Below are 24,809 nucleotides of genomic sequence, written 5' to 3'. Positions count from 1 at the left end.
AAGGCAAGAACTGAAAAGATTCACATATTTATATTTGACAGCTAGGACATTACATCTTTAGAAAGCGAGGCATTGTTGCATGAAAGCTACAGGAATTGTACGACGCATTGACGATTTAGGTCGAGTGGTTATTCCAAAAGAAATCCGTCGCACTTTAAGGATTAGAGAAGGCGACCCTCTTGAGATATTTGTTGATCGAGACGGAGAAGTCATTTTAAAAAAATACTCCCCCATTTCGGAACTGGGTGATTTTGCAAAAGAATATGCAGAAGCCCTTTATGATAGCTTAAAGCATAATGTATTAATTGCTGATCGTGATACATATATTGCGGTAGCTGGGGCATCCAAAAAAGAATATGCTAATAAAAGCATAGGTGAGGTTGTTGAAAAAGTTCTAGAAGATCGACAATCCAAATTAGAGACGAACAGTGGAGAATATCAACTCGTTGGAGAAAATACAGAATCATTAAAGGGTTATGTCATTGCTCCGATTATTGCGAGTGGCGATCCAATCGGTGCCGTCGTTATTTTCAGCAAGGAACAAGCCTTTTCCGGTGCTGTTGAGCAAAAGTTAGCAGAAACGGCTGCCAGTTTCTTAGCTCGACAAATGGAACAATAATCGTAGGTCTCCTAGAAAGACCTTAAGTCAAGTAGATGAGGAATGTGCGAGAGCCTCATCTACTTTTTATTATGGCTATTTAAATATGCGTTATGAGGTGGTTTGGTGTTGTGTCGTGTCGTAAAGGGTGAATAGCGTCCTGGTTTCGATGACAATTACATAAATGATGTCGTGAAGGGTGAGAAGTGACCGAATTTGGATGAGGATTCCATAATTGATGTCGTAAAGGGTGAGAAGTGACCGAATTTGGATGAGGATTACATAATTGATGTCGTAAAGGGTGAATAGCGTCTTGATTTGGATGAGAATTACATAATTGATGTCGTAAGGGTGAGAAGTGACTGAATTTGGATGAGGATTACATAATTGATGTCATAAAGGGTGAATAGCGTCCTGATTTGGATGAGGATTACATAATTGATGTCGTAAAGGGTGAGAAGTGACCGAATTTGGATGAGGATTACATAATTGATGTCGTAAGGGTGAGAAGTGACTGAATTTCGATGAGAATTCCATAATTGATGTCATAAAGGAAGAATAGCGACCCAATTTAAAAGAGAATTACATAATAGCCGTCGCATCTAGTGATTTGTACGGCGATTTCCTGCTTCTATCAAAAGTTTTACGTCAAATCGTCCATCCTTAGGAAGTCAAAGAGAGACTTCCACGGCTGGCCTTATTTTTCCTCGCTTCTAGGCACGCGCCCTCCGCCTTTCGGTGTCTAGCTGCGGGCGTTACAAGTTCGAGAAAAATCGTCCCATATCATAAAGTCAAAAAGCGACTTCCAAGGCTGCCCTTATTTTTCCTCGCTTCTAAGCACACGCCCTCCGCTTTTCGGTGTATGATAGGGGGGAGTGTTTGTTAGGGGGATTTGGAGTGCGAGGTGTTAGACAGGCTGATAAGGGTGAGGATTTTTTGCGTGGAGCCCTGTTGTTATCAATTGCGGCGATTGTGGCGAAAATATTAAGTGCGGCTTACCGGATTCCTTATCAAAATATCGCCGGTGATTTAGGTTTTTATGTGTATCAACAAATATATCCGTTTTATGGGTTAATGGTGACCTTGTCTATGTATGGATTTCCGGTGGTTTTATCAAAACAAATTGCGGAATATAGAGCGAGTGGGGAGCGAGAGGGACTAAAGGCTTTTGTATCGCTGGCTTTTTATGGATTACTTTTAGTGGCCGTTTTAGCAACAATTTGTCTTTATTTTTTTGCACCGGCAATTGCTCATCTAATGGGGGATGTGGCGTTAACGGAACCATTACGTGCGGTTAGTTTCGTTTTTTTATTAATGCCGTTTTTAAGTATAGGGCGTGGTATTACGCAGGGACAGCAGAATATGCTACCAACTGCTTTGTCTCAAGTAAGTGAGCAGTTTGTCAGGGTTGTTGGGATACTTATTTTTGCGATTATTTTATTATCATTAGACTATGGACCTTATGGAGCGGGAGTGGGAGCTGCATATGGGTCATTGGTTGGCGGAGTTGCGGCGATTGTTGTTCTTTTCTTTTGTTCAAGGAAGATTGTGTGGTCGGATTGGTTTCAATTGAAAGAGATTCGATTTGGAGTGTTCTTAAAACAAAGTATCTCCTTTTTTAAGCAAAGCTTTTTTATTTGTATGGGGGCGTTGACGTTTATCTTTTTTCAATTTGTCGACGTATTTTCAATGATTCGTTTGCTAGAAGGGTATGGATTAGATTCGGCTGCAGCTTATTATACAAAATCTTTATATGATCGGGGTCAGCCTATTTTACAGTTGGGAACGATTGTGACGACAACGTTCGCTCTTGCTTTAGTTCCACTATTGTCAAAAGCACGCTCGGAAAAAAATCAGAAACAAATGGTCTTTTACCGAAATTTGACGTTAAGAGTGACGATTTTAATAGCAGGGGTGGCGACTCTTGGATTAATCGTTATTATGGAGCCGTTGAACAGCATGCTTTTTACTGATCGGATCGGCAGTGATGTCCTTAAGGTCTTTTCGCTTGCTGTTTTTACGAGCGCTATATATATGACGGGCGCAGCGATTTTACAAGGGTATGGTCAGGTTCATTTACCGGCCATTGCGGTTGTGATTGGTGTTGGGTTAAAACTCTTATTAAACCTTATGTTTATTCCATTGTACGGTTCTTATGGTGCTGCTTATGCCACGGTCTTTTCTTTTGTGGTAATGGCAAGTAGTATGCTGTATGGAATATATAAGCATGATCAGTCGTTGTGGGGAAAAGGCAAACCGTATGCGGCTGTCCTCTTAACATTCGTTGCCCTTTATGCGACAACCACCATTTGGGGAACCTTTTTAGGCGGTTTACTTGAGCCAAGTCGATTACATGATACAATATTAGCACTCAGTACTGTTGTGATCGGTGCAGTGACTGTATCTATAAGTGTAATTGTTTTACCCGTTTTTAATGATAAGGAATGGGAATCAATCCCGAAATTAAATAAAATGAGAGCTCGGTTTCGTAAAATTTAGCTACGCCTGTTAGAAGCTCGAGAAAAATCGGTTCGTCTTATGAAGACAAAAAAGCGACTTTTTAGTCAGCCCTGCCCACAGGATGTGGGTACAAGGCGTTGCGACAGGACGTCGCGAACTTAGCGTTGTTCCTTAGTGTACTCACTTCTGAGCAAACGGACTTCGCTTTTTAAATAAGGAGTGATTAGATGAATAAAATTAGGGTATTAGGATTAGGGGCAGGAGACCTTGAGCAAATGCCGTTAGGGTTATATCGTCAATTAGTAAAGGCTAAAAAAGTCTATGTCCGGACAGAAGATCATCCGGCTGTGCAGCAATTAAAAGAAGAAGGTCTTGAAATGATTTCGTTTGATGCTATTTATCAAAAGCACGATCAATTTGAGCAAGTATATGAGGAGATTGTTGCGACTCTTTTAACAAAAGCTGCCGAGGAGGAAGTGTTGTATGCCGTTCCAGGCCATCCGTTTGTCGCAGAGCGAACCGTGCAGTTACTCGTCAATAAGGCAGAGAGCGGAAAAATAGAAGTTGAATTTTTAGGTGGACAAAGCTTCTTGGATCCAATGTATAATGCGTTAAAAATAGATCCGATTGAAGGGTTACAAATTGTCGATGGTACGGCGCTGCATCGTGATGAATTGCAAATTAGACATCATCTCATTATCGTCCAAGTGTATGATGCTTTTATCGCCTCAGAAGTGAAATTAACTTTAATGGAGCTTCTACCAGATGATTATCCAGTCTATATAGCAACGGCTGTTGGTTCAAGTGAAGAAGTCATTCAAGAGGTGCCTCTATATGAGCTTGACCATGTAACGACTTTAAATAATTTAACGGCTGTCTATGTACCACCTGTGCAGGATGCGGCACTGTTGTCGAAAGAATTTAGCCAATTACGTACAGTGATTGCAACATTACGGGGTCCTGGTGGATGTCCGTGGGATCAAAAGCAAACACATGAGTCGTTAAAAAAGTATTTACTTGAAGAGGCATATGAGCTTCTTGAAGCCATTGATGAACAAGATGATGAACATATGATTGAGGAACTTGGTGACGTCCTTTTGCAAGTAATGCTCCATGCTCAAATTGGTGAGGATGACGGCTTATTTTCGATTCAGGATGTGATTCAATCGCTTACGGAAAAAATGATTCGCCGGCACCCACATGTATTTGCTGATACAATCGTGCAAGATGAAGAAGAGGTCTTATCCAATTGGGAAGACATTAAACGTTCAGAAAAAAGCGATGAAGAGGCGAATGCTTCGATTATGATAGAAAAACCTGCCGGGCTGCCTGCGCTTATGACAGCATTAAGTATTCAAAAGGCTGCGGCGAAAGTGGGCTTTGACTGGGCCGATCCCAAACCAATGTGGGAGAAGCTGCAAGAAGAAATCGATGAATTTTTAATTGAGGTGAAGCAGGAAAATAAGGAAGAGATGCTGAAGGAATTAGGGGACATTCTTTTTGTTATCGTTAATTTATCGAGATATTATCAATTAGACCCTGAGGATGCGCTGCGTCTAGCTAATCAAAAGTTTGTCAATCGATTTAAAGAGATTGAAAAAGAGTTGGTTCAAAGAGGAAAAACGTTAGAAGAAGTAACATTAGAAGAAATGGATGAAATTTGGGAGCAGAGTAAAGCAAAATTTAAATAGAAGGTGATAGCATGAGGTTAGATAAGTTTCTAAAAGTATCAAGATTAATTAAAAGGCGGACATTGGCAAAGGAAGTATGTGATAAAGGAAGAATTGCTGTAAATGGTCAAGTCGCTAAAGCCGGTACAAACGTTAAACCAGGGGACGAGCTTGAAGTGAGGTTTGGACAAAAAATCGTAACGGTAAAAGTGGATGCGATTAAAGAAATGGTCAGAAAAGATGAAGCGGCCATGATGTACACCATTATTAAAGAAGAGCAAGTTAATCCATCTTAAAATGAAGTCCGAGTGGCATGAAACTAAGCCCGTTTGAATACCTTTTCTTCAAAGTGATAAAATTGTCCGTCCGAAGTTAAAACGATTTTATCTCAACTATTTCTATTTAATCTAGCTGCGTCCGTTAGAAGCTCGAGAAAAATCGTCCGACCTCTAAAGTCAAAAAGCGATTTCAAAAGCCGCCTGCCCACAAGGCATTGCTCCTTAATATTCTCACTTCTAGGCAAACGGACTCCGCTTTATATTAAAGGGGGGGTATTGTTGACGGTTGCTTATCCGTTTTTTAATCATTTGCCACAGCTAACGACATTACGGACAAGATTAAGAAAAGTAGAAGCCGCGGACCGACTCGATCTCATTTCATTAAGTTTAGAGCGGCAATCTAGCTTTGTGTCAGCCGAGCAAATTGTCAGAATGAAACATGAGTCAAATGAATATGTAGATTATCTACTAAATTGTTATAAGAAGGGCCAACCTGCACCTTGGGGAATTTTTGCTAAGGAATCAAATCGCCTAATTGGCGTATGTGGGTATGTGAATTGGCTGCCTAAGGAAGGCGCTGCAGAGATTGGCTATCAACTTGATCCAAATTATTGGAAACGAGGGCTCATGTCTGAAGTTGTGCAGGAAGTGATTGATTTTAGCTTTAACCAACTCGGCCTTTGCCGGATTGATGCCAAATGTTTGGCGAGCAATTTAGCATCGATTAAATTATTACATAAAGTCGGGATGATAAAACAGGAACAAAAACCGTCCTATGTTTGGTCCAAAGGGCACTATGAAATGGTTGAATTTTATTCAATTGGAAAAGATGTATTTAGAAGCAAAAATGGGGTATAATCTTCATTTTAATTATCTTTGTAAGTAAGGAAGGTTCTAATATGTGGAAAGAGTTTAAGGAATTTGCGATTAAAGGAAATGTAGTCGATTTAGCGGTGGCTGTTGTAATAGCAACAGCATTTGGAAGTATTGTTTCGGCGTTAGTAGATAATATTATTATGCCATTTGTCGGAGTGCTTGGTGGCGGAGTTGATTTCTCTAACTTAAGTTATTTGGTAGGAGATGCTGTCATTCAATACGGCCTCTTCATTCAGGCGATTGTTGATTTCTTTATCATCGCTCTTGCGTTATTTGTTTTTGTAAAAGTGATTAATCGTTTAAAACGCAAAGAAGAGGAAATAGAAGAGGAAGAAGTGGACCCTCAAGTAGAACTTTTAACAGAAATTCGAGATTTGTTAAAAAAAGAACAGAGTCATTAATTAGTTAGAAAGGGCACAAAGTTTACCGATGGGTAGGTTTTGTGCTTTTCAAGTTTTTGCAGGCGTGAGTGCTATTAACTTGCAGCGGTAATACTTTATGCTTTTTAGTCTTTGTCGTTTGATATACTCCTCTCACTGCGTACCCTAGGCTTTCCGCGGATGATTATGAGTCACTTAGGGGCACGTTCCCTATTATTGAGTTCACCGGAAAATATCTATCTCTTAGAGAAGATGTATCATTTAGTCTACTCCGCCAGCTACATACCCAACGCGTTCCGCGGGTGAACCGGGAGCCTCCTGATATGAACGAAACTGTCAAGGGCCCTCCTCATAACCAAGGTTTTATCCGTTTTTGGCCAATCTTAACTAGAGAAGCGGTATTTGCTTCTTAAAAATGGATGGCTTGGAGCCTTTTAGGCTTTCAATGTCCTTTCTTTAGCCTAACTACTCCACTTCAACTCTTAGGAGGTCTGTCAAGCGGGTTCCTTGACTGGCCTTCTAAGTAGTTGAGACACTTAAGGTTAGCTAAAGATAATCGTCTTTTATTCCCTCCTAAAAGTCGGATCTTTGTGAAGAAAAGGACACGGCACGAAGGCAAAAACGTTAACGACGATTTTCATCCTGATATCCGTGGGTTTTCACATAGTATCTTTCCGTATAAAGGCCATTCCACTAACTCGCGGCGTGCGTTCTCCCTAAAACGGGATAGCACAGAGGAGGCACGTGGATTTTCCTTCCCGGTGTTACTCTTTGCCTTCGAGCCCTATCCTTCTTATCTAGTTGATATTGATTTCTCTATTTTGTTGATTTCTTATACTTTGTTTAGTTGGCTTTGAGCGGCGGTGCTAGGCACATGTCGGCTAACAGCCCAAATAAATCCTGCTAACTCTCTTGCCACCGCTGTTATGACTTTCCCACTTTCTTTTCCACGCGATAATAAACGATAGTAGCGCTGGTTCAGTCGATTCTGTGCTTTCCACGATAGAGCTTGTATGGACGGATCAAGCTTCTCCAACCTCTTTTTCAAACGACCTTTTACCGCTGGTTGGTAACGATAACTCCAGGCCGATTCTACTAATAAGCGACGGACATGACGATTTCCCGTTTTGGTAATCTTCCCTTGGTACCTTCTATCTCCGCTTGAAGATTCACTCGGTACTAAACCGACATAGGACATGAATTGCCTTGGGGTGGCAAAGCGTTCAAAAGATCCTATTTCTGCCACGAGACTCGCAGCCGTGATTAAAGCAACCCCTCTGAGAGATTGTAACGTTTGAATAGCTGATGCATGAACGCCTTCTTCTGCTTCTTGTTCGATTCCTTCCTCATATCGTTTCAATCTTTGTTCCAACTCTTTTAACTGATGGTAATACTCTTGAAAAACGAGATTTAAGTTTGGGTGCTCAAATGTCAAAGCATCTAACCAAGCGTAATACTTCTTCGTCCACTTTTTCACCCCTTCAGGTGGACGCTTTTCATTACGCAAGAGAAACTTTGTTAAGCGATGTTTGGAACGTAATTCATCTTCTTTGGCATCTTCACGTGCTCGAACTAAATCACGTAACGCTTCATCTTCAGGCGTCGGAATGTAGATGTTCGTTAGTTCTCCCGCACGATAAAGTTGGGCGAGCCTTAAAGAATCCCTTTTGTCCGTTTTGACTCGGTCTCCTGCTTTTTGGGGGATCAAGGAGGGAGCGATCACCTCACAATAGACCCCTAAAGATACACATAAGCGATACAGCCCATATCCAGTCGGTCCCGCTTCGTAACAAAAACGGAGCGTGTCGACCTCTCCTAATTTTTTGATAAGCTTTTTAATCGCCTCTGGTGTATGCGGAATCATCCCCATATAACGAGGGGCATCCCGACCTTCTTCCGCCACCGCTACCGCAATTTTTTCTTTTGATACGTCTAAACCAACGTATTTTATGGTATCCTTCATAATAACTAGCTCCTTTCGTAATGTAGCTCTGATTTGGTTTGGTTAATTCTTCTGTTAATCATTCTAACCAAATTAACCTACGCTGTTACGAGTAAGGGGCTAGTTTCGTTCATGATAACTCGCTTATCGCTGCGGGGTCTCCCGTCCTTCACTATTCCCGCAGGATTCTCCGGGTGTTACATTGCCTCCGTTTTGCCTACTGAACTTGTTATTGTTTTTTAACAGATAACTCAACTTTCGCAGCGTATAATTGACCCTTAACCGTTGATAGAGATTAACTTTAGGGAGATACAAGACTCAAATTGACTTTACATGAACGGTTCAATCGTTGACAGTCTGAACACATCATCTCTTCGTAGGCTGTTGAAGGAAACTGTGCAGTAAAATTAAGTGCTTCGGCGGTCGCTCCCAAAACCGTGTCTGTTTGGTAGCGACCGCCGGAGGGCATATTTTTTTTCTTACTGCGCAATTTATCCGTTTTGTGTGATAGTACGTTCTCGCTTTTCAAACATGTCAAGGGCATTTGTTTAAGAGCTTCCCTTTCGCTCTGCCAACTAGTTGAACGGATTTTCTCGATGCGAAAGTTGAGCAGATAAGAATAAGACTGCAAGGAACGTGCGGTTGAGTCAATTGGTTAAATCGAATTAAAAAGGAAGGCTTGTTCTATTTTATTCTTCTTGCTCATAAAGTGTAACAAATGCATGTACGAGGAGGAGATAACGTGGATCAATATCAATTTGGCTCACCGATGGGACAAGAAAGACAGTCAAATGATCATGATATTATTTTAAAAAGCAGAAAGCATTTAGATATTACAGGGGTAAAGCAAGTAGAAAGCTTCGATAATGAAGAGTTTTTACTTGAAACCGTTATGGGCTTTTTATCGGTCAGAGGTCAAAATCTTCATATGAAAAACTTGAATGTGGAACAGGGGATCGTTTCAATAGAAGGAAAGATTTTTGACTTTGTTTATTTGGATCAAAACAGTCAAGATAAATCTAAAGGTTTTTTTGGGAAGTTATTTAAGTGAGTTTAACGGTCCAATTTTATACGATGCTATCGATGTTTGCTTTTGGCCTTTGGGTCGGAGCATCCATTGATACGTATCGCCGATTTTCTAAGGAAAGGTCCTCCTTCCATTGGCTGACTGCCTTAAATGATTTAGTGTTTTGGCTACTGCAAGGCTTTTTACTCTTTTATGTTCTTTTACAAGTGAACAATGGAGAAATCCGTTTTTATGTATTTTTAGCGATCTTATGTGGTTATGCAGCCTATCAAGCTTTATGCCGTCAGCTCTACTTAAAAGTATTAGAATGGTTGATTCAAGCATTCATTTCCATATACAAATTTATGACAAAACTCTTAACGATCTTATTGATTAACCCGATAAAATACGTATTGAAACTCCTTTATTCCTTATGTATGATGATAATAACTACATGTCTAACCATTATATTCTTTATTTTAAAAACGGTTTGGAAAATAATTAAATGGGTATTAAATAGTATCTTAAAAGTGACGATGCTATACAAATTAACAGATAAACTCCAAATTTGGCTCAAACCGTATGTAAACAAAATAAAGGATTTATGGGAAGCGATGGGGAAGAAGTTGAAGAAGAAGAAGGATTAGGGGGTGATTGAGTGATCTCAAATCAGAAGTCAACCATTCGTGAAATTGATTCAGCTTATAAGCAACAACGGGAACAGGAGCTAGCGATTCAACAAAAAAAACGTCGAGGTTTAATGAAGCGCCTAACTGCTATTGGGATCCTGGGGGCACTATTTGCTGCTATTGGTGGGATCTTACTTTATAATCAAATGGTTTTAACTACCGAAAAAAATGAGGAAAAAGCTGCACTTGAGCTTGAATTGGAACAGTTGAAAGCAGAGCAGCAATACTTAGAACAGGAAATCGTCAATTATAATGACTTAGATTATATTGCTGAGATTGCCCGCAGAGATTATTTCTTCACGAAAAAAGGTGAAACTCTTTTTACTCTGCCAAATACATCCTCGGATTGACACCTTTTTTTCTCATCGGGTATAATATATTCAAATGAACATTTCTAGATTTCTTAAGGAGGATCTATTTTTTCATGTCAATTGAAGTAGGCAGCAAATTACAGGGTAAGGTTACAGGGATCACTCATTTTGGAGCATTTGTCGAGCTGCCGGGTGGTTCAACAGGCCTTGTACACATCAGTGAAGTAGCTGATAATTATGTCAAGGATATTAACGAGTTTTTAAAGGTAGGCGACGAAGTACAGGTTAAGGTCGTAAACGTCGAAAAGGATGGAAAAATTGGTTTGTCAATTCGTAAGGCGATAGAGCGACCAGAAGGTTCAGAACGTCCAGAAAGACCAGCCCGTTCAGAACGGCCAGCTCGTCCGCAAAGACCAGCTCGTCCAAGTCGTCCTTATCAATCTTCACAACGCTCACAAGGTCAAGGGGCACGTAACAATCATCGTCCAGGTCCATCTTTTGAAGATAAGGTGAGTCGCTTCTTAAAGGATAGCGAAGAACGCCTAACGACATTGAAACGTCAAACTGACTCCAAGCGTGGTGGTCGAGGCGCTCGTAGGGGGTAATTTGTTGCCAGATCCTATTGAACGATAAATGAACGGGAGCCTAGATGGGCTCCTGTTTTTTTTGTGTGAAAAAAGATGGAGAGTGAAGGAAGGTACAGACTTAAGGCTAGCCATTTTATATTATCTTAAAAATACTATTGACTTCCTCGTTTAAAGGATGTATATTAATACTTGTCGCAAATGACATTAACAAATATGGCGGTGTAGCTCAGCTGGCTAGAGCGTACGGTTCATACCCGTGAGGTCGGGGGTTCGATCCCCTCCGCCGCTACCAAATATAACAAGTACACTTCATCATAATAGTGATGAGGTTTTTTTGTGTCTAAATCGGTCTATTATATTATGGTCGACTCTAAAAAAATGAAACCTTGAACAATATAGCTAAACGCCGCTCTCCTTCGACAAAGAAACTTCCGCTTTTACCAATCTAGAGCTAGTAAAAAACCTTTGTCTACCCCCATTATTAAAAAATCAACCATTAATTTTAAAAGTATTCATTTTTTCTCTCCACAGCATTCATCAGTAAACGTACAAATCCATCAATAAATTTTCTGATTTCTTTGACATTTGTGTGTTGTCTTGCGAATTAAGATGAAAACAAGCCGAAAGGAGTCGAACACTTTTTTGATTCGACTTTGTCATTTTGACAAAAAATGAGAGTTTCATCTGTTTATAATAAAACCACATTTCAAAAAGGATGGTGGTTCGTAATGATGAAACGAATGACAAAAGGTTGGTTGGCATTAAATAAGAGTTCGATGGTCTATGATAGAGTGGCAAATGGAATGGGAATCGTGGCGGAGAAAACAGAAAATATCATTCATAAACTATTTTACCAGTGGGGATTGTTAGTGGTGATAGTAGGTTTTTTATTAGGACGAGCCATGATTTTATCCGAACTAACCCCTTTTGTGCTCCCTTTTTTAGCAGCGGTTTTTATGATAAAGCGGGAACGGGCGGGGGTGGCATCTATCTCATTGCTAGCAGGGGCCCTCCTCAGTTATCATGGTGAATTTATATTCGTCCTCTGTGCAATAATCGGGTACGTCCTCATTCAGAAACTAGTCACGAAATTTTCTGATGACCCAGTTAAACTCCTTCCTTATACCGTGTTTGTGACTAGTATCTCGACAAGGTTACTGCTTGTCTTTATCATAGATGGTTCGATTACAAACTATGCCCTCATGATGGCTACTGTAGAAGCGGGATTAAGTTTTATTCTCACGATGATTTTTATGCAAAGTGTACCGCTTGTTACTTCTAAAAAGCTTCAACATCCGTTGCGTAACGAAGAGATTATATGTCTCATTATTCTCCTAGCTTCTGTTATGACAGGAACAGTCGGCTGGTCCTTTTATGAGATGTCGGTTGAACATGTATTAGCACGTTATCTAGTCTTGATCTTTGCCTTTATTGGGGGGGCAGCGATTGGATCAACTGTAGGGGTGGTGACAGGACTTATCTTAAGTTTGGCTAGTGTCGCTAGCTTGTACCAAATGAGTTTGCTTGCATTTGCCGGGCTACTCGGTGGTTTATTAAAAGAAGGAAAAAAGGTAGGGGTTGCCCTTGGTTTATTAGTTGGAACTCTTTTAATAGGAATGTATGGTGACGGAGCGGCCGATATAACCGTGACGTTATTAGAGTCTTTAGTGGCCATTCTCATCTTTATGATGACGCCAAAAGAAATGATCTCTAAATTAGCCCGCTATATTCCTGGTACAACTGAATATTCAAAAGAACAGCAGCAGTATCTGAGGAAAATTAGAGATGTGACTGCTGGGAAAGTCGAACAGTTTTCGACCCTTTTTCAAACGTTATCACAAAGCTTTCAGACTGGAGCGAATGACGCTGTTTCTTTAGAGGATGAAGAACGTCAATTTGATTATTTCCTCAGTCAAGTCACCGAAAAAACGTGTCAAACATGCTTTAAAAAGGATCGTTGTTGGGTGCAGAATTTTTCTAAAACGTATGATTCGATGCAAAATTTGATGCTCGAAACAGAGAAAAATGGACATGTCAAAGACAAGGTGTTACAAGCTGAGTGGAAAAAATATTGTATTCGTCCTGAAAAGGTGATCGATACAATAAAGCAGGAACATAGCTCTTATATGGTTAATCAGAAGCTTAGAAAGCAGGTGATGGAAAGTCAAAAACTTGTAGCGGATCAACTACTAGGTGTATCACGAGTGATGGGTGATTTTGCAAAAGAAATTCAAAAGGAGAAGCAGGCGTTTCATAATCAAGAGGAAAGCATTTTAGAAGCGTTACGAAGTGTGGATTTAGAAGTAGGGCATGTGGATGTATATAGTTTAGAGAAGGGGGCTGTTGAAATTGAGATGAGTGTCGCTTTTGACGAAGGGCACGGTCAATATGAAAAGGTTATTGCTCCGATGTTATCGGATTTATTATCAGAAACGGTAATGGTAAATAGTGAAGAAAGGGCGGTATATCCGAACGGCTATAGCCATGTTACGTTTGTATCAGCAAGGAGGTTTGTTGTGGAGACCGGGGTTTCCCATGTGGCAAAAGGAGGTGCTTGGATATCGGGTGATAGTTATTCGACGATTGATTTAGGTTCTGGAAAGCATGCAATTGCGATCAGTGACGGAATGGGCAATGGCGAGCGTGCTCATTTTGAAAGCAATGAAACATTACAGCTTCTTCAGAAAATCTTACAATCTGGAATTGAAGAGACAGTGGCCATTAAATCTGTGAATTCGGTTTTATCGATTCGAAATAATGATGAAATGTTTTCAACTTTAGATTTAGCGATGATTGATTTATATGATGCTCATGCGAAATTTTTAAAAATTGGATCGATTCCAAGCTTTATTAAGCGAGGTTCACAAGTGATTAAAATTGAAGCGAGTAACTTGCCGATGGGCATTATTCAGGAGTTTGACGTTGAAGTTGTTTCGGAGCAGTTGAAGCCAGGTGATTTATTAATTATGATGAGTGATGGTATTTTTGAAGCTCCTAAACACGTTGAAAATAAGGATGCATGGATGAAGAGGCTCATTAATGAATTGACGACACATGATCCACAAGAGGTGGCGGATGTCATTTTAGAAAAGGTGATTCGTTCTGGTAGGGGGGCGATAGAAGATGATATGACAATCGTTGTATCAGAAATAAAGAGCAATACACCAAAATGGGCTTCGATCCCGATTTATAAACAAACGAGAACGATGAGGAAAAAAGCTCAGTAAAGGTTCTTACTAATATAAAAGCGGTAAAGGTGGTGGTTTGTTTCATTGCTTTATTACAGGTCAAAATGGTCAGCATAAGGTATATTTCCTTTACTAGTGGTTAAGGATGGTAACAACGATCCACTAGGGAGGGAAAAAACGAGATGTCAAAGGGCACATTAAGACAAATATTACTACTAACGGATGGTCATTCAAATGATGGAGAAGATCCAGTGGCTATAGCGGCGCTTGCACGAGAACAAGGCATAACGGTTAATGTTATTGGGATTGTCGACAATAACCATTTAAACGAGCAAGGGATGCAGGAAATAGAGGCCATTTCAGACGCAGGTGGTGGCGTTAGTCAAATCGTTTATGCTAAGCAGTTAGCGAAGACTGTTCAAATGGTTACGAGAAAAGCAATGACACAAACACTCCATGGAGTAATCAACAAAGAGCTTAGTCAAATATTAGGGAAATCACAAGAGATGGAAGACTTACCTCCTGAAAAAAGGGGCGAAGTCATGGAGGTAGTTGATGAACTTGGTGAAACGATTAATCTTGAGGTTCTAATTCTCGTAGATACGAGTGCTAGTATGAGAGAGAAACTTCCGATGGTGCAAGAAGCCTTAACTGATTTATCGATTAGTTTAACGTCAAGAATGGGAGAAAATCAATTTTCGCTGTATTCATTTCCTGGGAAACGAAAAGAAATTGATCGTCTAATGGATTGGACTCCGAGGCTCGGTGCTCTAACGGGTATTTTTCACAAATTATCATCTGGTGGGATTACACCGACTGGACCAGCTTTAAAAGAAGCAATGGGTCATTTTAGAAAAGGACGTTCAAGAAGGAGTTTGATGGAGAGTGAAGAGCAACTCTTTGAAGAACCGGGCAGCTAATTTACCATCAGGCTTTACTCTTGTCGGCAAATGGCACTCGAATCCATATACAATTAGACGGAAGCTTGGGTCAGGTGCGACAGGTACCGTTTATTTGGCGGAAGACGGGCTGTCGCAAATGGTTGCTCTCAAAATTGCTGTTGATAATATGGCGATTACATCGGAAGTAAATGTGTTAAAGCACTTTTCAAAAGTTGATGGAAAAAAACTTGGTCCAAAATTGTTAGATGTTGATGACATGATGACCGCAGATGGTACGTTGCCTTTTTATGTGATGGAATATTTAAAAGGCGATTCTATTATCCAATATTTAAATGGGAAAGGAGCTGAATGGCTAGGTTTATTTGTTGTTCAGCTTTTAGGTGATCTAGAAGATTTACATGTCGAAGGTTGGGTTTTTGGCGATTTAAAACCAGATAATTTAATGATTGTTGGACCACCACCGCGTGTACGCTGGATTGATGTCGGTGGAACGACCTTGCTTGGGCGTTCAATTAAAGAATATACGGAGTTTTACGATCGTGGTTATTGGGGACTTGGTACGAGAAAAGCAGAGCCAAGTTATGATTTATTTGCTGTTGCGATGATTATGATCAATTGTGATTATTCGAGTCGTTTTGATAAAGGCACGGATGCCAATCTTGAATTATTAGAAAAAAAAATTAACCAAAAGGAAAGGTTACAACTTTTTAAACCGATACTGTTGAGGGCATTGACAGGGAAATATCAACGAGCAAGTGAAATGAAGCAGGAAGTGGTTGAGCTTCTAGCTGCACCTAATAAAGAGAAGAGAATGACGCATAAAAAAAAGGTGAAAACGGTTAAACCCCAACAGGTAAAAAAGAAAAAAAGAAGAAAATCCAAAGGTTCCTCTTATATCGTTGAAATCTTTTTAATCATCTCTTTAATTATTTTAGTTTATATCCTATACTTATTTGGACAAACGATGTAAAGAGTAGGATGGAGGGACCCTTTACATGAAAGCAGATCGGATGATGGATATATGCTTGTTGGCCGGAGAGATTATGCTCACATACGGAGCAGAAACATATCGAGTCGAGGAAACATTAGAAAGAATGGCCAAAGCGTGCCATTTTAAAAATGTTCATTGCTTTGTCATGACGACCGGTATTTTCTTATCTTTTGAAGAAGAAGGTAAAGATGATGTGATGCAAATGGTTCGGGTCGATGATAGGCTGCAGGACTTAAATAAAATTTCGTTAGTCAATCAAGTTTCTAGGGAGCTTGTAGCAGGAGAGATTGATGGCGAGAAAGCGTGGAAGCAGCTTCAGAATATTGCGAAGAGCTCGATTAGCTACCCTCCATATTTAATTCATATTGCTTCGGGTGTCGCTGGCGGCACTTTTTCCTATTTATTTGGAGGGAATGTTTACGATACATTACCGGCTTTTATTGCTGGTTTTACGGCGAGCTGGAGTTTGCTTTTATTGCAGGAGTATTTTCAGGTTCGCTTCTTTGCTGAATTTATGGCAGCTTTTCTCGGTGGAGTGGTCGCTATTCTTCTTGTGATAGTTGGAATCGGAGAAAATGTAGACCAAGTGATCATCGGTACTTTAATGCCACTTGTTCCAGGGATTCCGTTAACGAATGCTGTTCGTGATCTCATGTCAGGTGATCTAATCGCAGGCTTATCGCGCGGAGCAGAGACATTTATAACAGCTTTATCAATTGCAACGGGGATTGCCCTTGCTATTGCTTTGTTGGTTTAGCTGCCCTGCGCATTTCGTGTCTAGCTGCGGGCGTTAGAAGTTCGAGAAAAATTGGTCTGTCTATAAAGTCAAAGAGCGACTTTTTAGCCATCCCTGTATTTTTTCTCACTTCTGAGCAAACGCCCTGCGCATTTCGTGTGTCTAGCTGCGGGCGTTAGAAGTTCGAGAAAAATTGGTCTGTCTATAAAGTCAAAGAGCGACTTTTTAGCCATCCCTGTATTTTTTCTCACTTCTGAGCAAACGCCCTGCGCATTTCGTGTGTCTAGCTGCGGTCAGTAGGAACTTGGGAAAGGAGTGGGATGAATGATTATTGAATTAATTGTTTGTTATTTTGCGACAGTGGCATTTGGGATTATTTTTAATGGTCCGCTACGAATTATATGGATTGGTGGAGTCATTGGTGCGATGTCATGGTTTATTTATTCCACTTTGCCGACTTTTGGAATTTCTTTCGTATTTGCAACAGCGGTCGCTGCATTGGTAGCAGCAACCTGCTCGCATTTGCTCGCGAAATGGTTTCGAGTGCCGGTTACTATGTTTAGTATTCAAGGAATTATTCCCCTTGTCCCAGGGAGCAAAGCTTATTATACGATGCTTTCCTTTTTAGATGGGGATTACATAGAAGGGATTCAAATTGGTATAGATACGATGCTTCAAGCGGGAGCTATTGCTGCAGGGTTAGTTTTTGCTTTAGCGGTCTTTTCATTTGGCAAAGGAGGGATTGGTCAGCGTTATGAAGCAAAGCGTTCATGATTTTGTAGCAAAGAACCAACTTTTTACACATATTGATCAAGTCATTGTTGCGACTTCGGGTGGTCCAGATTCGATGGCCTTGCTGCATTATTTATGGGAAAGACAGACCTTGTTTTCGATTAAGGTAAAAGCTGTTCATGCCCATCACCAGTTAAGGGGAGAAGAAGCCGATCAAGATGAACAAATGGTCTCTAAATTTTGTCAGGAAAAAGAAATTCCTTTTGAGACGAAAAGGTTAGAAGTGACTTGCTATGCAAAAGCCGAGGGTATCGCCACACAACTTGCAGCTAGACAGTTAAGATATCAATGGTTACAAGAGTTTGTTACGGCCGAGGATAGAGCGATAGTGACGGCCCATCATGCAGACGATCAAATTGAAACCATTTTAATGAAACAAATTCGTGGCTATATCCCATTACAGTCACTGGGGATTAAAAAGAAGCGACCATTTGGAAATGGATATCTTATCCGTCCTTTTTTAGGAATAACAAAGGAGGAAATTGAGAACTATTGTAAGGAAGAGCAGATTCCTTTTCGAGTCGATTCTAGTAATTATTCGTCCAAATATACACGTAATCGATATCGAAAAGAAATTCTTCCATTTATTAAAGCTGAAAATTCACAAGCTCATTTCCATATTCAAAGGCAAAGTGACTGGTCAGAGGATGATCATCACTATTTACAAGACCTTGCAAAGGACGCTTTTCATACGGTTGTGAGTAAAAAAGAAGAAGGTTTTGTCACGATTTCTCAAGAACGTTTTCAAGTGTTACGCATCTCTTTACAAAGAAGAGTGATTCATCTAATATTAAGTTATCTTTATGGGAAAAACTCACCATTTATATCCTCTATACATATTGAGCAAATAATTGAATTGTTCAATTCTAAAGAACCTTCTAAGCAAATTGACGTAGGACAAGGTTTAATTGTTTATCGAGACTATCTGGTGTGTCATTTTTCAAGGAAAGATACATATCATGTTGAGGCAGGCTCTTATTACAATCTAGAGGTACCTGGAAATGTACATACACAATTAGGTGATATTTTTGCTTATGAGTTACGAGAAGGGGAGCAAGATATAGTGCGGGATAAGTACTTTTTACAACTCCCGGCGAATATTCCAACCCCATTTTGTATTCGTACAAGGCGACCTGGTGATCGGATTGAAGCTAGAGGGATGAGTGGAACGAAAAAGCTTAATCGATTGTTTATTGATCGAAAAATTAGTCAATCATTACGAGACAGATGGCCGATTGTTTTAGATGCACATGGTCAAATCATTTGGGTTCCACTTTTGATGACAAGTCGGGTAGCTGATCTTGATAGTGAAGGAACGAAAAAAATTGGATTAATGTATAAACCAACGGATGAAATATTATCTCTGTTCGGTCGTAATTAACGGGAGGGTCATAAGAAATTGATGAAAGACGAGATTAAAGAGATTTTAATAACGGAAGAAGAGATTCAAGAAAGAGTTAAAGAATTAGGTCAAGCTATTACCGAGGAATACAAGGATAAGTTTCCTTTAATGATTGGTGTTTTAAAAGGTGCTATGCCGTTTATGGCCGATTTATCGAAACGAATCGACACCCATCTTGAAATGGACTTTATGGACGTATCAAGCTATGGAAAAGGAACAGTTTCTACAGGTGAAGTAAAAATAATTAAGGATTTAGATGCTTCTGTAGAAGGAAGAGATATTTTGATTGTAGAAGATATTATTGATAGTGGTTTAACTTTAAGTTATTTGATTAAACTATTTCTTTATCGGAAGGCAAAGTCTGTTAAGGTTGTGACTTTGTTGGATAAACCAGAAGGTCGTAAAGTTGATTTAGTACCTGATATTACTGGATTTACGGTTCCTGATGCGTTTGTGGTTGGTTATGGACTTGATTATGCTGAACGTTATCGTAACCTCCCTTACATTGGCGTCTTAAAACCTGAAATTTACGAGAGTTAATATTTGTGAATGAAATAACAAATGTGATACGATAAACGAAGCTTTATTGCACGCGGGAGGAGGTCAAACATGAATCGAATTTTTCGTAATACGATCTTCTATTTACTCATTTTCCTAGTCATTATTGGGATTGTCGGGTTATTTAGTGGTGATCAAACAAAAACGGAAGCTATTTCGTTCGATGAATTTACAAACCATTTAGAACAAGGGAATGTGACATCGCTCACAGCCAAACCAGAAAGACAGGTTTTATTAATTACTGGACAACTTGCTGGTGCTGATGAAGATGAATTTTTCCAAACATACGCATTGCCAACAGAGCAAAATGCGGAGTTATTAACGAGTGCCCCAGATTATGAGGTACAACCGGCTGACGAAACTAGCGGTTGGGTGACATTCTTTACGGGAATTATTCCGTTTATTATCATCTTTATTTTATTCTTCTTCCTACTTAGCCAAGCTCAAGGTGGCGGTAGCCGAGTGATGAACTTTGGTAAGAGTAAGGCGAAAATGGTAAGTGATGATAAGAAAAAAGCAAAATTTAAAGACGTAGCCGGAGCTGATGAAGAAAAAGCCGAGCTTGTTGAGGTCGTAGAATTCTTAAAAGACCCAAGGAAATTCTCAGCGATAGGAGCTCGTATTCCTAAAGGGGTTCTTTTAGTAGGTCCTCCAGGTACAGGTAAAACATTACTAGCTCGTGCCGTTTCTGGGGAAGCTGGTGTACCATTCTTCTCAATCAGTGGTTCGGACTTTGTTGAAATGTTTGTCGGTGTCGGGGCTTCGCGTGTTCGTGACTTATTCGAAAATGCGAAAAAGAACGCACCATGTATTATCTTTATTGATGAGATTGATGCTGTAGGTAGACAACGTGGAGCAGGTCTTGGTGGTGGTCACGACGAACGTGAACAAACATTAAACCAATTACTCGTTGAAATGGATGGATTTAGTGCAAACGAAGGTATTATCATTATTGCGGCAACAAACCGTGCTGATATTCTTGACCCTGCCTTATTACGTCCAGGTCGATTCGATAGACAAATTCAAGTTAACCGTCCAGATGTACGCGGACGTGAAGATGTTTTAAAGGTTCATGCTCGTAATAAACCTTTAAATGATGATGTTAACTTAAAAACGATTGCGAATCGTACACCAGGTTTCTCAGGTGCCGATTTAGAAAATCTTTTAAACGAAGCCGCTTTAGTTGCTGCTCGTGACGATCAAAAGAAAATTAGTATGATTCATATTGAAGAAGCAATTGACCGTGTCATTGCTGGTCCTGCTAAGAAAAGTCGTGTGATCTCTAAAAAAGAGAAAAACATCGTTGCTTGGCATGAGGCTGGTCATACTGTTGTAGGTGTTAAGTTAGAAAATGCGGATATGGTCCATAAGGTAACGATTGTTCCTCGTGGAATGGCTGGTGGTTATGCGGTCATGTTACCGAAGGAAGACCGCTATTTCATGACAAAACCTGAGTTGCTTGATAAAATCATTGGGTTACTTGGTGGTCGTGTCGCCGAGGAAGTTCAATTTGGTGAAGTGAGTACAGGTGCTCATAACGATTTCCAAAGAGCAACTGCAATTGCCCGTAAAATGGTGACAGAGTACGGTATGAGTGAAAAACTAGGACCGTTACAATTTGTTTCTGGTTCAGGTGGTCAAGTATTCTTGGGCCGTGACATTCAAAATGAACAAAGCTATAGTGATAAGATTGCTTATGAAATTGATTTAGAAGTGCAGCGTATCATTAAAGAATGTTATGCGCGTTGTAAAGAGATTTTGATTGAGAACAAAGCAAGCCTAGATTTAGTGGCTGAAACCTTATTAGAACTTGAAACGCTTGATGCTGAGCAAATCCAATCATTAATTAATGAAGGGAAGCTGCCGGAAAATCATCATTCCAATACAGTTCTTGATTCAGCTGATGATGAAGATTCGACATCAAAAGATAATGAATCAGATGTAAAAGTGAATATTCACTCGAAAAAAGAAGAGGCAGAAGAAAACGTTGAAAGCGACGAAAAACGCTCTTCTGATGATTCAAAAAAAGGTGAATAAACGATAAGCTGAGAGAGGGTGTCAAATTCGACAACCTCTCTTTTTTCATTCATAATAGGAAAAGGAAATGCGATGCCCCATGATTTTTTAAACATTATTTTATAAAAATGCGGTGATACGTAAATGATTTTAGTAATGGACATAGGGAATTCTAATATTGGGCTTGGAGTTTATCGGCAGGATAAGCTTGTCTTTAATTGGCGGATGGCTACAAATCGCCAAAAAACAGAGGATGAGTATGCGGTCACTTTAAAAAGTTTGTTTGACCAAGCAGAAATAACATTCCGTGATGTTGAAGGGATTATTATTGCATCGGTTGTTCCGCCGATTATGTATACGATGCAGCAAATGTGCAAAAAGTACTTTGCTCTTGAACCATTAATCATTGGACCTGGTATTAAGACAGGTTTAAATATAAAGTATGATAATCCAAAGGAAGTCGGGGCTGATCGAATTGTTAATGCGGTCGCAGCGATTGAAAAGTATGGGTCCCCACTAATCATTGTCGACTTTGGTACGGCTACGACCTATTGTTATATAAATGAGCATAATCAATATTTAGGTGGAGCGATTGCACCTGGCATTTCAATTTCCACCGAGGCGTTATTTAGTAAGGCGGCAAAATTACCGAGAATCGAAATATCAAAACCGCCCCATGTATTAGGAAAAAATACTGTACATGCAATGCAGTCTGGCATTTTTTATGGGTATGTTGGACAAGTAGATGGGATTGTGAACCGAATAAAAGCTGAATCTAAGTCAGTACCTAAAGTGATCGCAACAGGAGGTTTAGCAGAATTAATTTCGGAACAATCAAAGTCAATTGACATTGTTGATAAATATTTAACTTTAAGCGGTTTGCATAAGGTATATAAGAAAAATATAAAGTAAGGAGTTATTAGTATGAGTGATTATTTAGTAAAAGCAACAGCATTTGAAGGGAAAGTGAGAGCGTACAGCCTTGTAGCGACAGAAATGGTTAATATAGCTGTAACGAAACAAGATACGTGGCCAACAGCATCGGCTGCTTTAGGGAGAGCGATGATGGCTGGAACGATGATGGCAACGATGCTTAAGGGGGAGTCAAAGTTAACGGTTAAAATCGAGGGTGGCGGACCAATTGGAGCGATTATTGTCGATAGTAATGCCAAAGGACAAACGCGTGGTTATGTTACGAACCCTCATGTACATTTTGATCTAAATGATCATGGCAAACTTGATGTTGCTCGTGCGGTTGGTACAAACGGCTCGTTATCTGTCGTCAAAGATATTGGGATGAAGGAGCCTTTTACAGGAAGTGTTCCGCTTGTGTCAGGGGAGCTTGGAGAAGATTTTACGTACTATTTTGTTTCATCCGAACAAACACCATCTTCAGTTGGAGTGGGCGTACTTGTAAATCCTGATAAAAGTGTATTAGCTGCAGGTGGTTTTGTCATTCAATTAATGCCCGGTGCGGATGATGAGGTCATCACTGAAATTGAAAAGCGTTTGAGTACGATCCCACCAATTTCCAAATTAGTGGAGCTTGGAATGCCACCAGAAGAAATTTTGTATTCCTTATTAGGTGAAAATAACGTAAAAGTATTAGAAACAATGCCAGTAGAATTTTCTTGTTCTTGCTCACATGAACGTATTGCTAATGCCATTATTAGTTTAGGGAAGCAAGAAATTCGTGATATGATTGATGTCGATGGCGGGGCTGAAACTTCCTGTCATTTCTGTAATGATGTATATCAGTTTAGTAAAGAAGATTTAGAAGAGCTTTATCAAGAAGCCAATAAATAAGAGAATCATTACAGGGTTGTCCGAGCATTTGCAAAGGGATGACCCTCTTTATTATGGTGAAAAGGGAAAGGTTCATTTTGTAAGATGAATTTAGAAAAAAATGGGCGGAAAACGGGTATTTATTAATTGACTTATCAGAAAACGTTTGCTATCATTATGTTAATAAAACCAATAAATTTACTTGGAATTAGGAGGCGTATTTATGAAAGTTGTTAATTCAGTAACAGAATTAATCGGTCAAACTCCCTTAGTGAAATTAAATCGTCTTGTGTCAGACAAACATGCAGATGTTTATTTAAAATTAGAATTTATGAACCCTGGAAGTAGTGTTAAGGATCGTATCGGTTTAGCGATGATCGAAGCGGCTATTAAGTCAGGGGATTTAAAAGAAGGAGATACAATCGTTGAGCCAACTAGTGGGAACACAGGAATTGGTCTTGCGATGGTTGCAGCGGCAAAAGGATTAAAAGCGAAACTTGTTATGCCTGAAACGATGAGTTTAGAGCGCCGTAACTTACTTCGTGCATATGGTGCCGAGCTTGTATTAACGCCTGGTCCAGAAGGGATGGGCGGTGCGATTCGTAAAGCGACTGAGCTTGCAAAAGAAGAAGGCTACTTTATGCCGCAACAATTTGAAAACGAAGCAAACCCAGCGATTCACCGTGAAACAACAGGTAAAGAGCTACTTGAACAAGTGGATGGTCAAATCGATGGTTTTGTATCAGGTATCGGTACAGGTGGTACGATTACCGGTGCAGGTGGTTATTTAAAAGAGCACTTCCCTAACTTAGTCATTGCAGCTGTTGAGCCAAAGGATTCTCCAGTTTTATCTGGTGGAAAACCAGGTCCACATAAAATCCAAGGGATTGGAGCAGGGTTTGTTCCGAAGATTTTAGATACAGAAGTGTATGATGAAGTGATTCAAATTTCAACCGAAGAAGCATTTGATTATGCTCGTCGTGCCGCAAAAGAAGAAGGAATTTTAGGTGGAATTTCATCTGGAGCAGCAATCGGTGCCGCCCTTCAATTAGCGGAGAAGCTTGGAGCGGGTAAAAAGGTGGTTGTCGTAATTCCATCAAACGGTGAGCGTTATTTAAGTACACCATTATATAATTTCGAAGACTAATTGATATCAAAAGGGGGCTGTCCCAAAGTCATGAAAATGATCTTTGAGGGTTCAGCCCCTTTTTGAATGCATATAAAGTGTGATGGAGGCAAGCACCTACAGGCTGGATTTCTATCTTCCCTTTCCTGAGGCAACTGAAAAACGGTCTATTCGTTAAAATGTAGTTACATTAGTTAGCCGACTCCTCGAGCTGCATCCCTACGCGTTCCGCGGGTGAATCGGGAGTCTCCGGGCATTCCGCTCGCTCCGTTTTAGATCATAAAAAAACAGTTTGCTCCTATGAATGACTTTTCACATAAAAACCTAATAACTTTTGATTTTTTAAAGGAAATGCTGGTGTTGAGACTTTTCCAGTGGCCACCTGTAAAATGAATAGAAGTGGAATCCTGTCTAGTTCGGCGTATAAGAATAACTAGTCTTTACCAATACTTTTTGCAAAGCCTGTTAATCGACGAGTTTACTTTATGGCTTTCTATCATGTAAAATAGAGCAAAA

The 24,809-nt window shown here is 39.9% G+C and carries 22 protein-coding genes and 1 tRNA gene; 22 read left to right on the top strand and 1 reads right to left on the bottom strand.

Features of this window, described 5'->3' with window-relative positions; all coding sequences use genetic code 11:
- Positions 1-79: 79 nt before the first annotated feature.
- The 6 genes from spoVT (at position 80) to mscL (ending at position 6,283) form a co-directional block, all read left to right on the top strand.
- A complete protein-coding gene (spoVT, locus tag AA0017_RS19000; RefSeq protein WP_413376993.1) occupies positions 80-619 on the top strand; it encodes a stage V sporulation protein T in 540 nt (179 codons plus the stop codon).
- A gap of 876 nt (positions 620-1,495) precedes the next feature.
- Entirely contained in the window at positions 1,496-3,097 is a 1,602-nt protein-coding gene (locus AA0017_RS18995) for a putative polysaccharide biosynthesis protein (protein WP_413376991.1), read from the top strand.
- Positions 3,098-3,285: 188 nt separating this feature from the next.
- A complete protein-coding gene (gene mazG / locus AA0017_RS18990; RefSeq protein ID WP_413376989.1) occupies positions 3,286-4,749 on the top strand; it encodes a nucleoside triphosphate pyrophosphohydrolase in 1,464 nt (487 codons plus the stop codon).
- Between the two features lie 11 nt (positions 4,750-4,760).
- Positions 4,761-5,024, top strand: a complete 264-nt coding sequence (locus tag AA0017_RS18985; protein WP_413376987.1) for an RNA-binding S4 domain-containing protein — start codon at positions 4,761-4,763, stop codon at positions 5,022-5,024.
- A gap of 261 nt (positions 5,025-5,285) precedes the next feature.
- Entirely contained in the window at positions 5,286-5,864 is a 579-nt protein-coding gene (locus AA0017_RS18980) for a GNAT family N-acetyltransferase (protein ID WP_413376985.1), read from the top strand.
- A 41-nt stretch (positions 5,865-5,905) separates the two neighbouring features.
- Positions 5,906-6,283, top strand: coding sequence for a large conductance mechanosensitive channel protein MscL (gene mscL / locus AA0017_RS18975; protein ID WP_413376983.1), 378 nt, complete (start codon positions 5,906-5,908; stop codon positions 6,281-6,283).
- Between the two features lie 811 nt (positions 6,284-7,094).
- On the opposite strand, the gene AA0017_RS18970 is transcribed toward mscL, so the two are convergent.
- Positions 7,095-8,225: an IS110 family transposase gene (locus AA0017_RS18970; protein ID WP_413374642.1), complete on the bottom strand. Its 1,131-nt coding sequence runs from the start codon at positions 8,223-8,225 to the stop codon at positions 7,095-7,097.
- 748 nt (positions 8,226-8,973) lie between these two features.
- Here AA0017_RS18970 and yabP point away from each other — a divergent pair.
- The 16 genes from yabP (at position 8,974) to cysK (ending at position 24,314) form a co-directional block, all read left to right on the top strand.
- Positions 8,974-9,255 (top strand): sporulation protein YabP, encoded by a 282-nt coding sequence (gene yabP, locus AA0017_RS18965; protein ID WP_040324166.1) that lies wholly within the window; start codon positions 8,974-8,976, stop codon positions 9,253-9,255.
- Positions 9,252-9,857: a spore cortex biosynthesis protein YabQ gene (yabQ, locus tag AA0017_RS18960; RefSeq protein WP_413376982.1), complete on the top strand. Its 606-nt coding sequence runs from the start codon at positions 9,252-9,254 to the stop codon at positions 9,855-9,857. Before yabP ends, yabQ begins: the two co-directional genes overlap by 4 nt.
- Positions 9,858-9,868: 11 nt before the next feature.
- Positions 9,869-10,249 (top strand): FtsB family cell division protein, encoded by a 381-nt coding sequence (locus AA0017_RS18955; protein ID WP_413376980.1) that lies wholly within the window; start codon positions 9,869-9,871, stop codon positions 10,247-10,249.
- Positions 10,250-10,323: 74 nt separating this feature from the next.
- Positions 10,324-10,815, top strand: a complete 492-nt coding sequence (locus AA0017_RS18950; RefSeq protein WP_413376978.1) for a S1 domain-containing RNA-binding protein — start codon at positions 10,324-10,326, stop codon at positions 10,813-10,815.
- Between the two features lie 197 nt (positions 10,816-11,012).
- A tRNA-Met gene (locus AA0017_RS18945) sits at positions 11,013-11,089 on the top strand.
- Positions 11,090-11,528: 439 nt separating this feature from the next.
- Positions 11,529-14,024, top strand: coding sequence for a stage II sporulation protein E (gene spoIIE, locus AA0017_RS18940; RefSeq protein WP_413382720.1), 2,496 nt, complete (start codon positions 11,529-11,531; stop codon positions 14,022-14,024).
- Between the two features lie 143 nt (positions 14,025-14,167).
- On the top strand, positions 14,168-14,905 hold the full coding sequence (locus AA0017_RS18935) for a VWA domain-containing protein (RefSeq protein ID WP_413376976.1): 738 nt from the start codon (positions 14,168-14,170) through the stop codon (positions 14,903-14,905).
- Entirely contained in the window at positions 14,871-15,857 is a 987-nt protein-coding gene (locus AA0017_RS18930) for a serine/threonine protein kinase (protein WP_413376971.1), read from the top strand. The genes AA0017_RS18935 and AA0017_RS18930 overlap by 35 nt, the downstream gene beginning before the upstream one ends.
- Positions 15,858-15,882: 25 nt before the next feature.
- Positions 15,883-16,635, top strand: coding sequence for a threonine/serine exporter family protein (locus tag AA0017_RS18925; RefSeq protein WP_413376969.1), 753 nt, complete (start codon positions 15,883-15,885; stop codon positions 16,633-16,635).
- 303 nt (positions 16,636-16,938) lie between these two features.
- Positions 16,939-17,388, top strand: a complete 450-nt coding sequence (locus AA0017_RS18920; protein WP_413376967.1) for a threonine/serine exporter family protein — start codon at positions 16,939-16,941, stop codon at positions 17,386-17,388.
- A complete protein-coding gene (tilS, locus tag AA0017_RS18915; protein ID WP_413376965.1) occupies positions 17,369-18,787 on the top strand; it encodes a tRNA lysidine(34) synthetase TilS in 1,419 nt (472 codons plus the stop codon). Before AA0017_RS18920 ends, tilS begins: the two co-directional genes overlap by 20 nt.
- Before the next feature lie 21 nt (positions 18,788-18,808).
- On the top strand, positions 18,809-19,348 hold the full coding sequence (gene hpt / locus AA0017_RS18910; protein ID WP_413376964.1) for a hypoxanthine phosphoribosyltransferase: 540 nt from the start codon (positions 18,809-18,811) through the stop codon (positions 19,346-19,348).
- Between the two features lie 69 nt (positions 19,349-19,417).
- Positions 19,418-21,403: an ATP-dependent zinc metalloprotease FtsH gene (gene ftsH, locus AA0017_RS18905; protein WP_413376962.1), complete on the top strand. Its 1,986-nt coding sequence runs from the start codon at positions 19,418-19,420 to the stop codon at positions 21,401-21,403.
- Positions 21,404-21,526: 123 nt separating this feature from the next.
- On the top strand, positions 21,527-22,294 hold the full coding sequence (locus AA0017_RS18900; RefSeq protein WP_413376960.1) for a type III pantothenate kinase: 768 nt from the start codon (positions 21,527-21,529) through the stop codon (positions 22,292-22,294).
- A 12-nt stretch (positions 22,295-22,306) separates the two neighbouring features.
- Positions 22,307-23,188 carry an Hsp33 family molecular chaperone HslO gene (gene hslO, locus AA0017_RS18895; RefSeq protein ID WP_413376958.1) on the top strand — a complete coding sequence of 294 codons (882 nt, stop codon included), beginning with the start codon at positions 22,307-22,309 and terminating at the stop codon, positions 23,186-23,188.
- Positions 23,189-23,390: 202 nt separating this feature from the next.
- The gene (cysK, locus tag AA0017_RS18890; protein ID WP_413376956.1) at positions 23,391-24,314 is read left to right on the top strand and encodes a cysteine synthase A; all 924 of its coding nucleotides are present in this window, start codon (positions 23,391-23,393) and stop codon (positions 24,312-24,314) included.
- The last annotated feature ends 495 nt before the right edge of the window (positions 24,315-24,809 follow it).

It is taken from the genome of Alkalihalobacillus phoenicis (genome assembly GCF_047302405.1).
Lineage (GTDB): Bacteria > Bacillota > Bacilli > Bacillales > Bacillaceae_D > Alkalihalobacillus.
The sequence above is the reverse complement of the archived record's forward strand: the minus strand, read 5'-3'. Positions and strand labels throughout refer to the sequence as shown.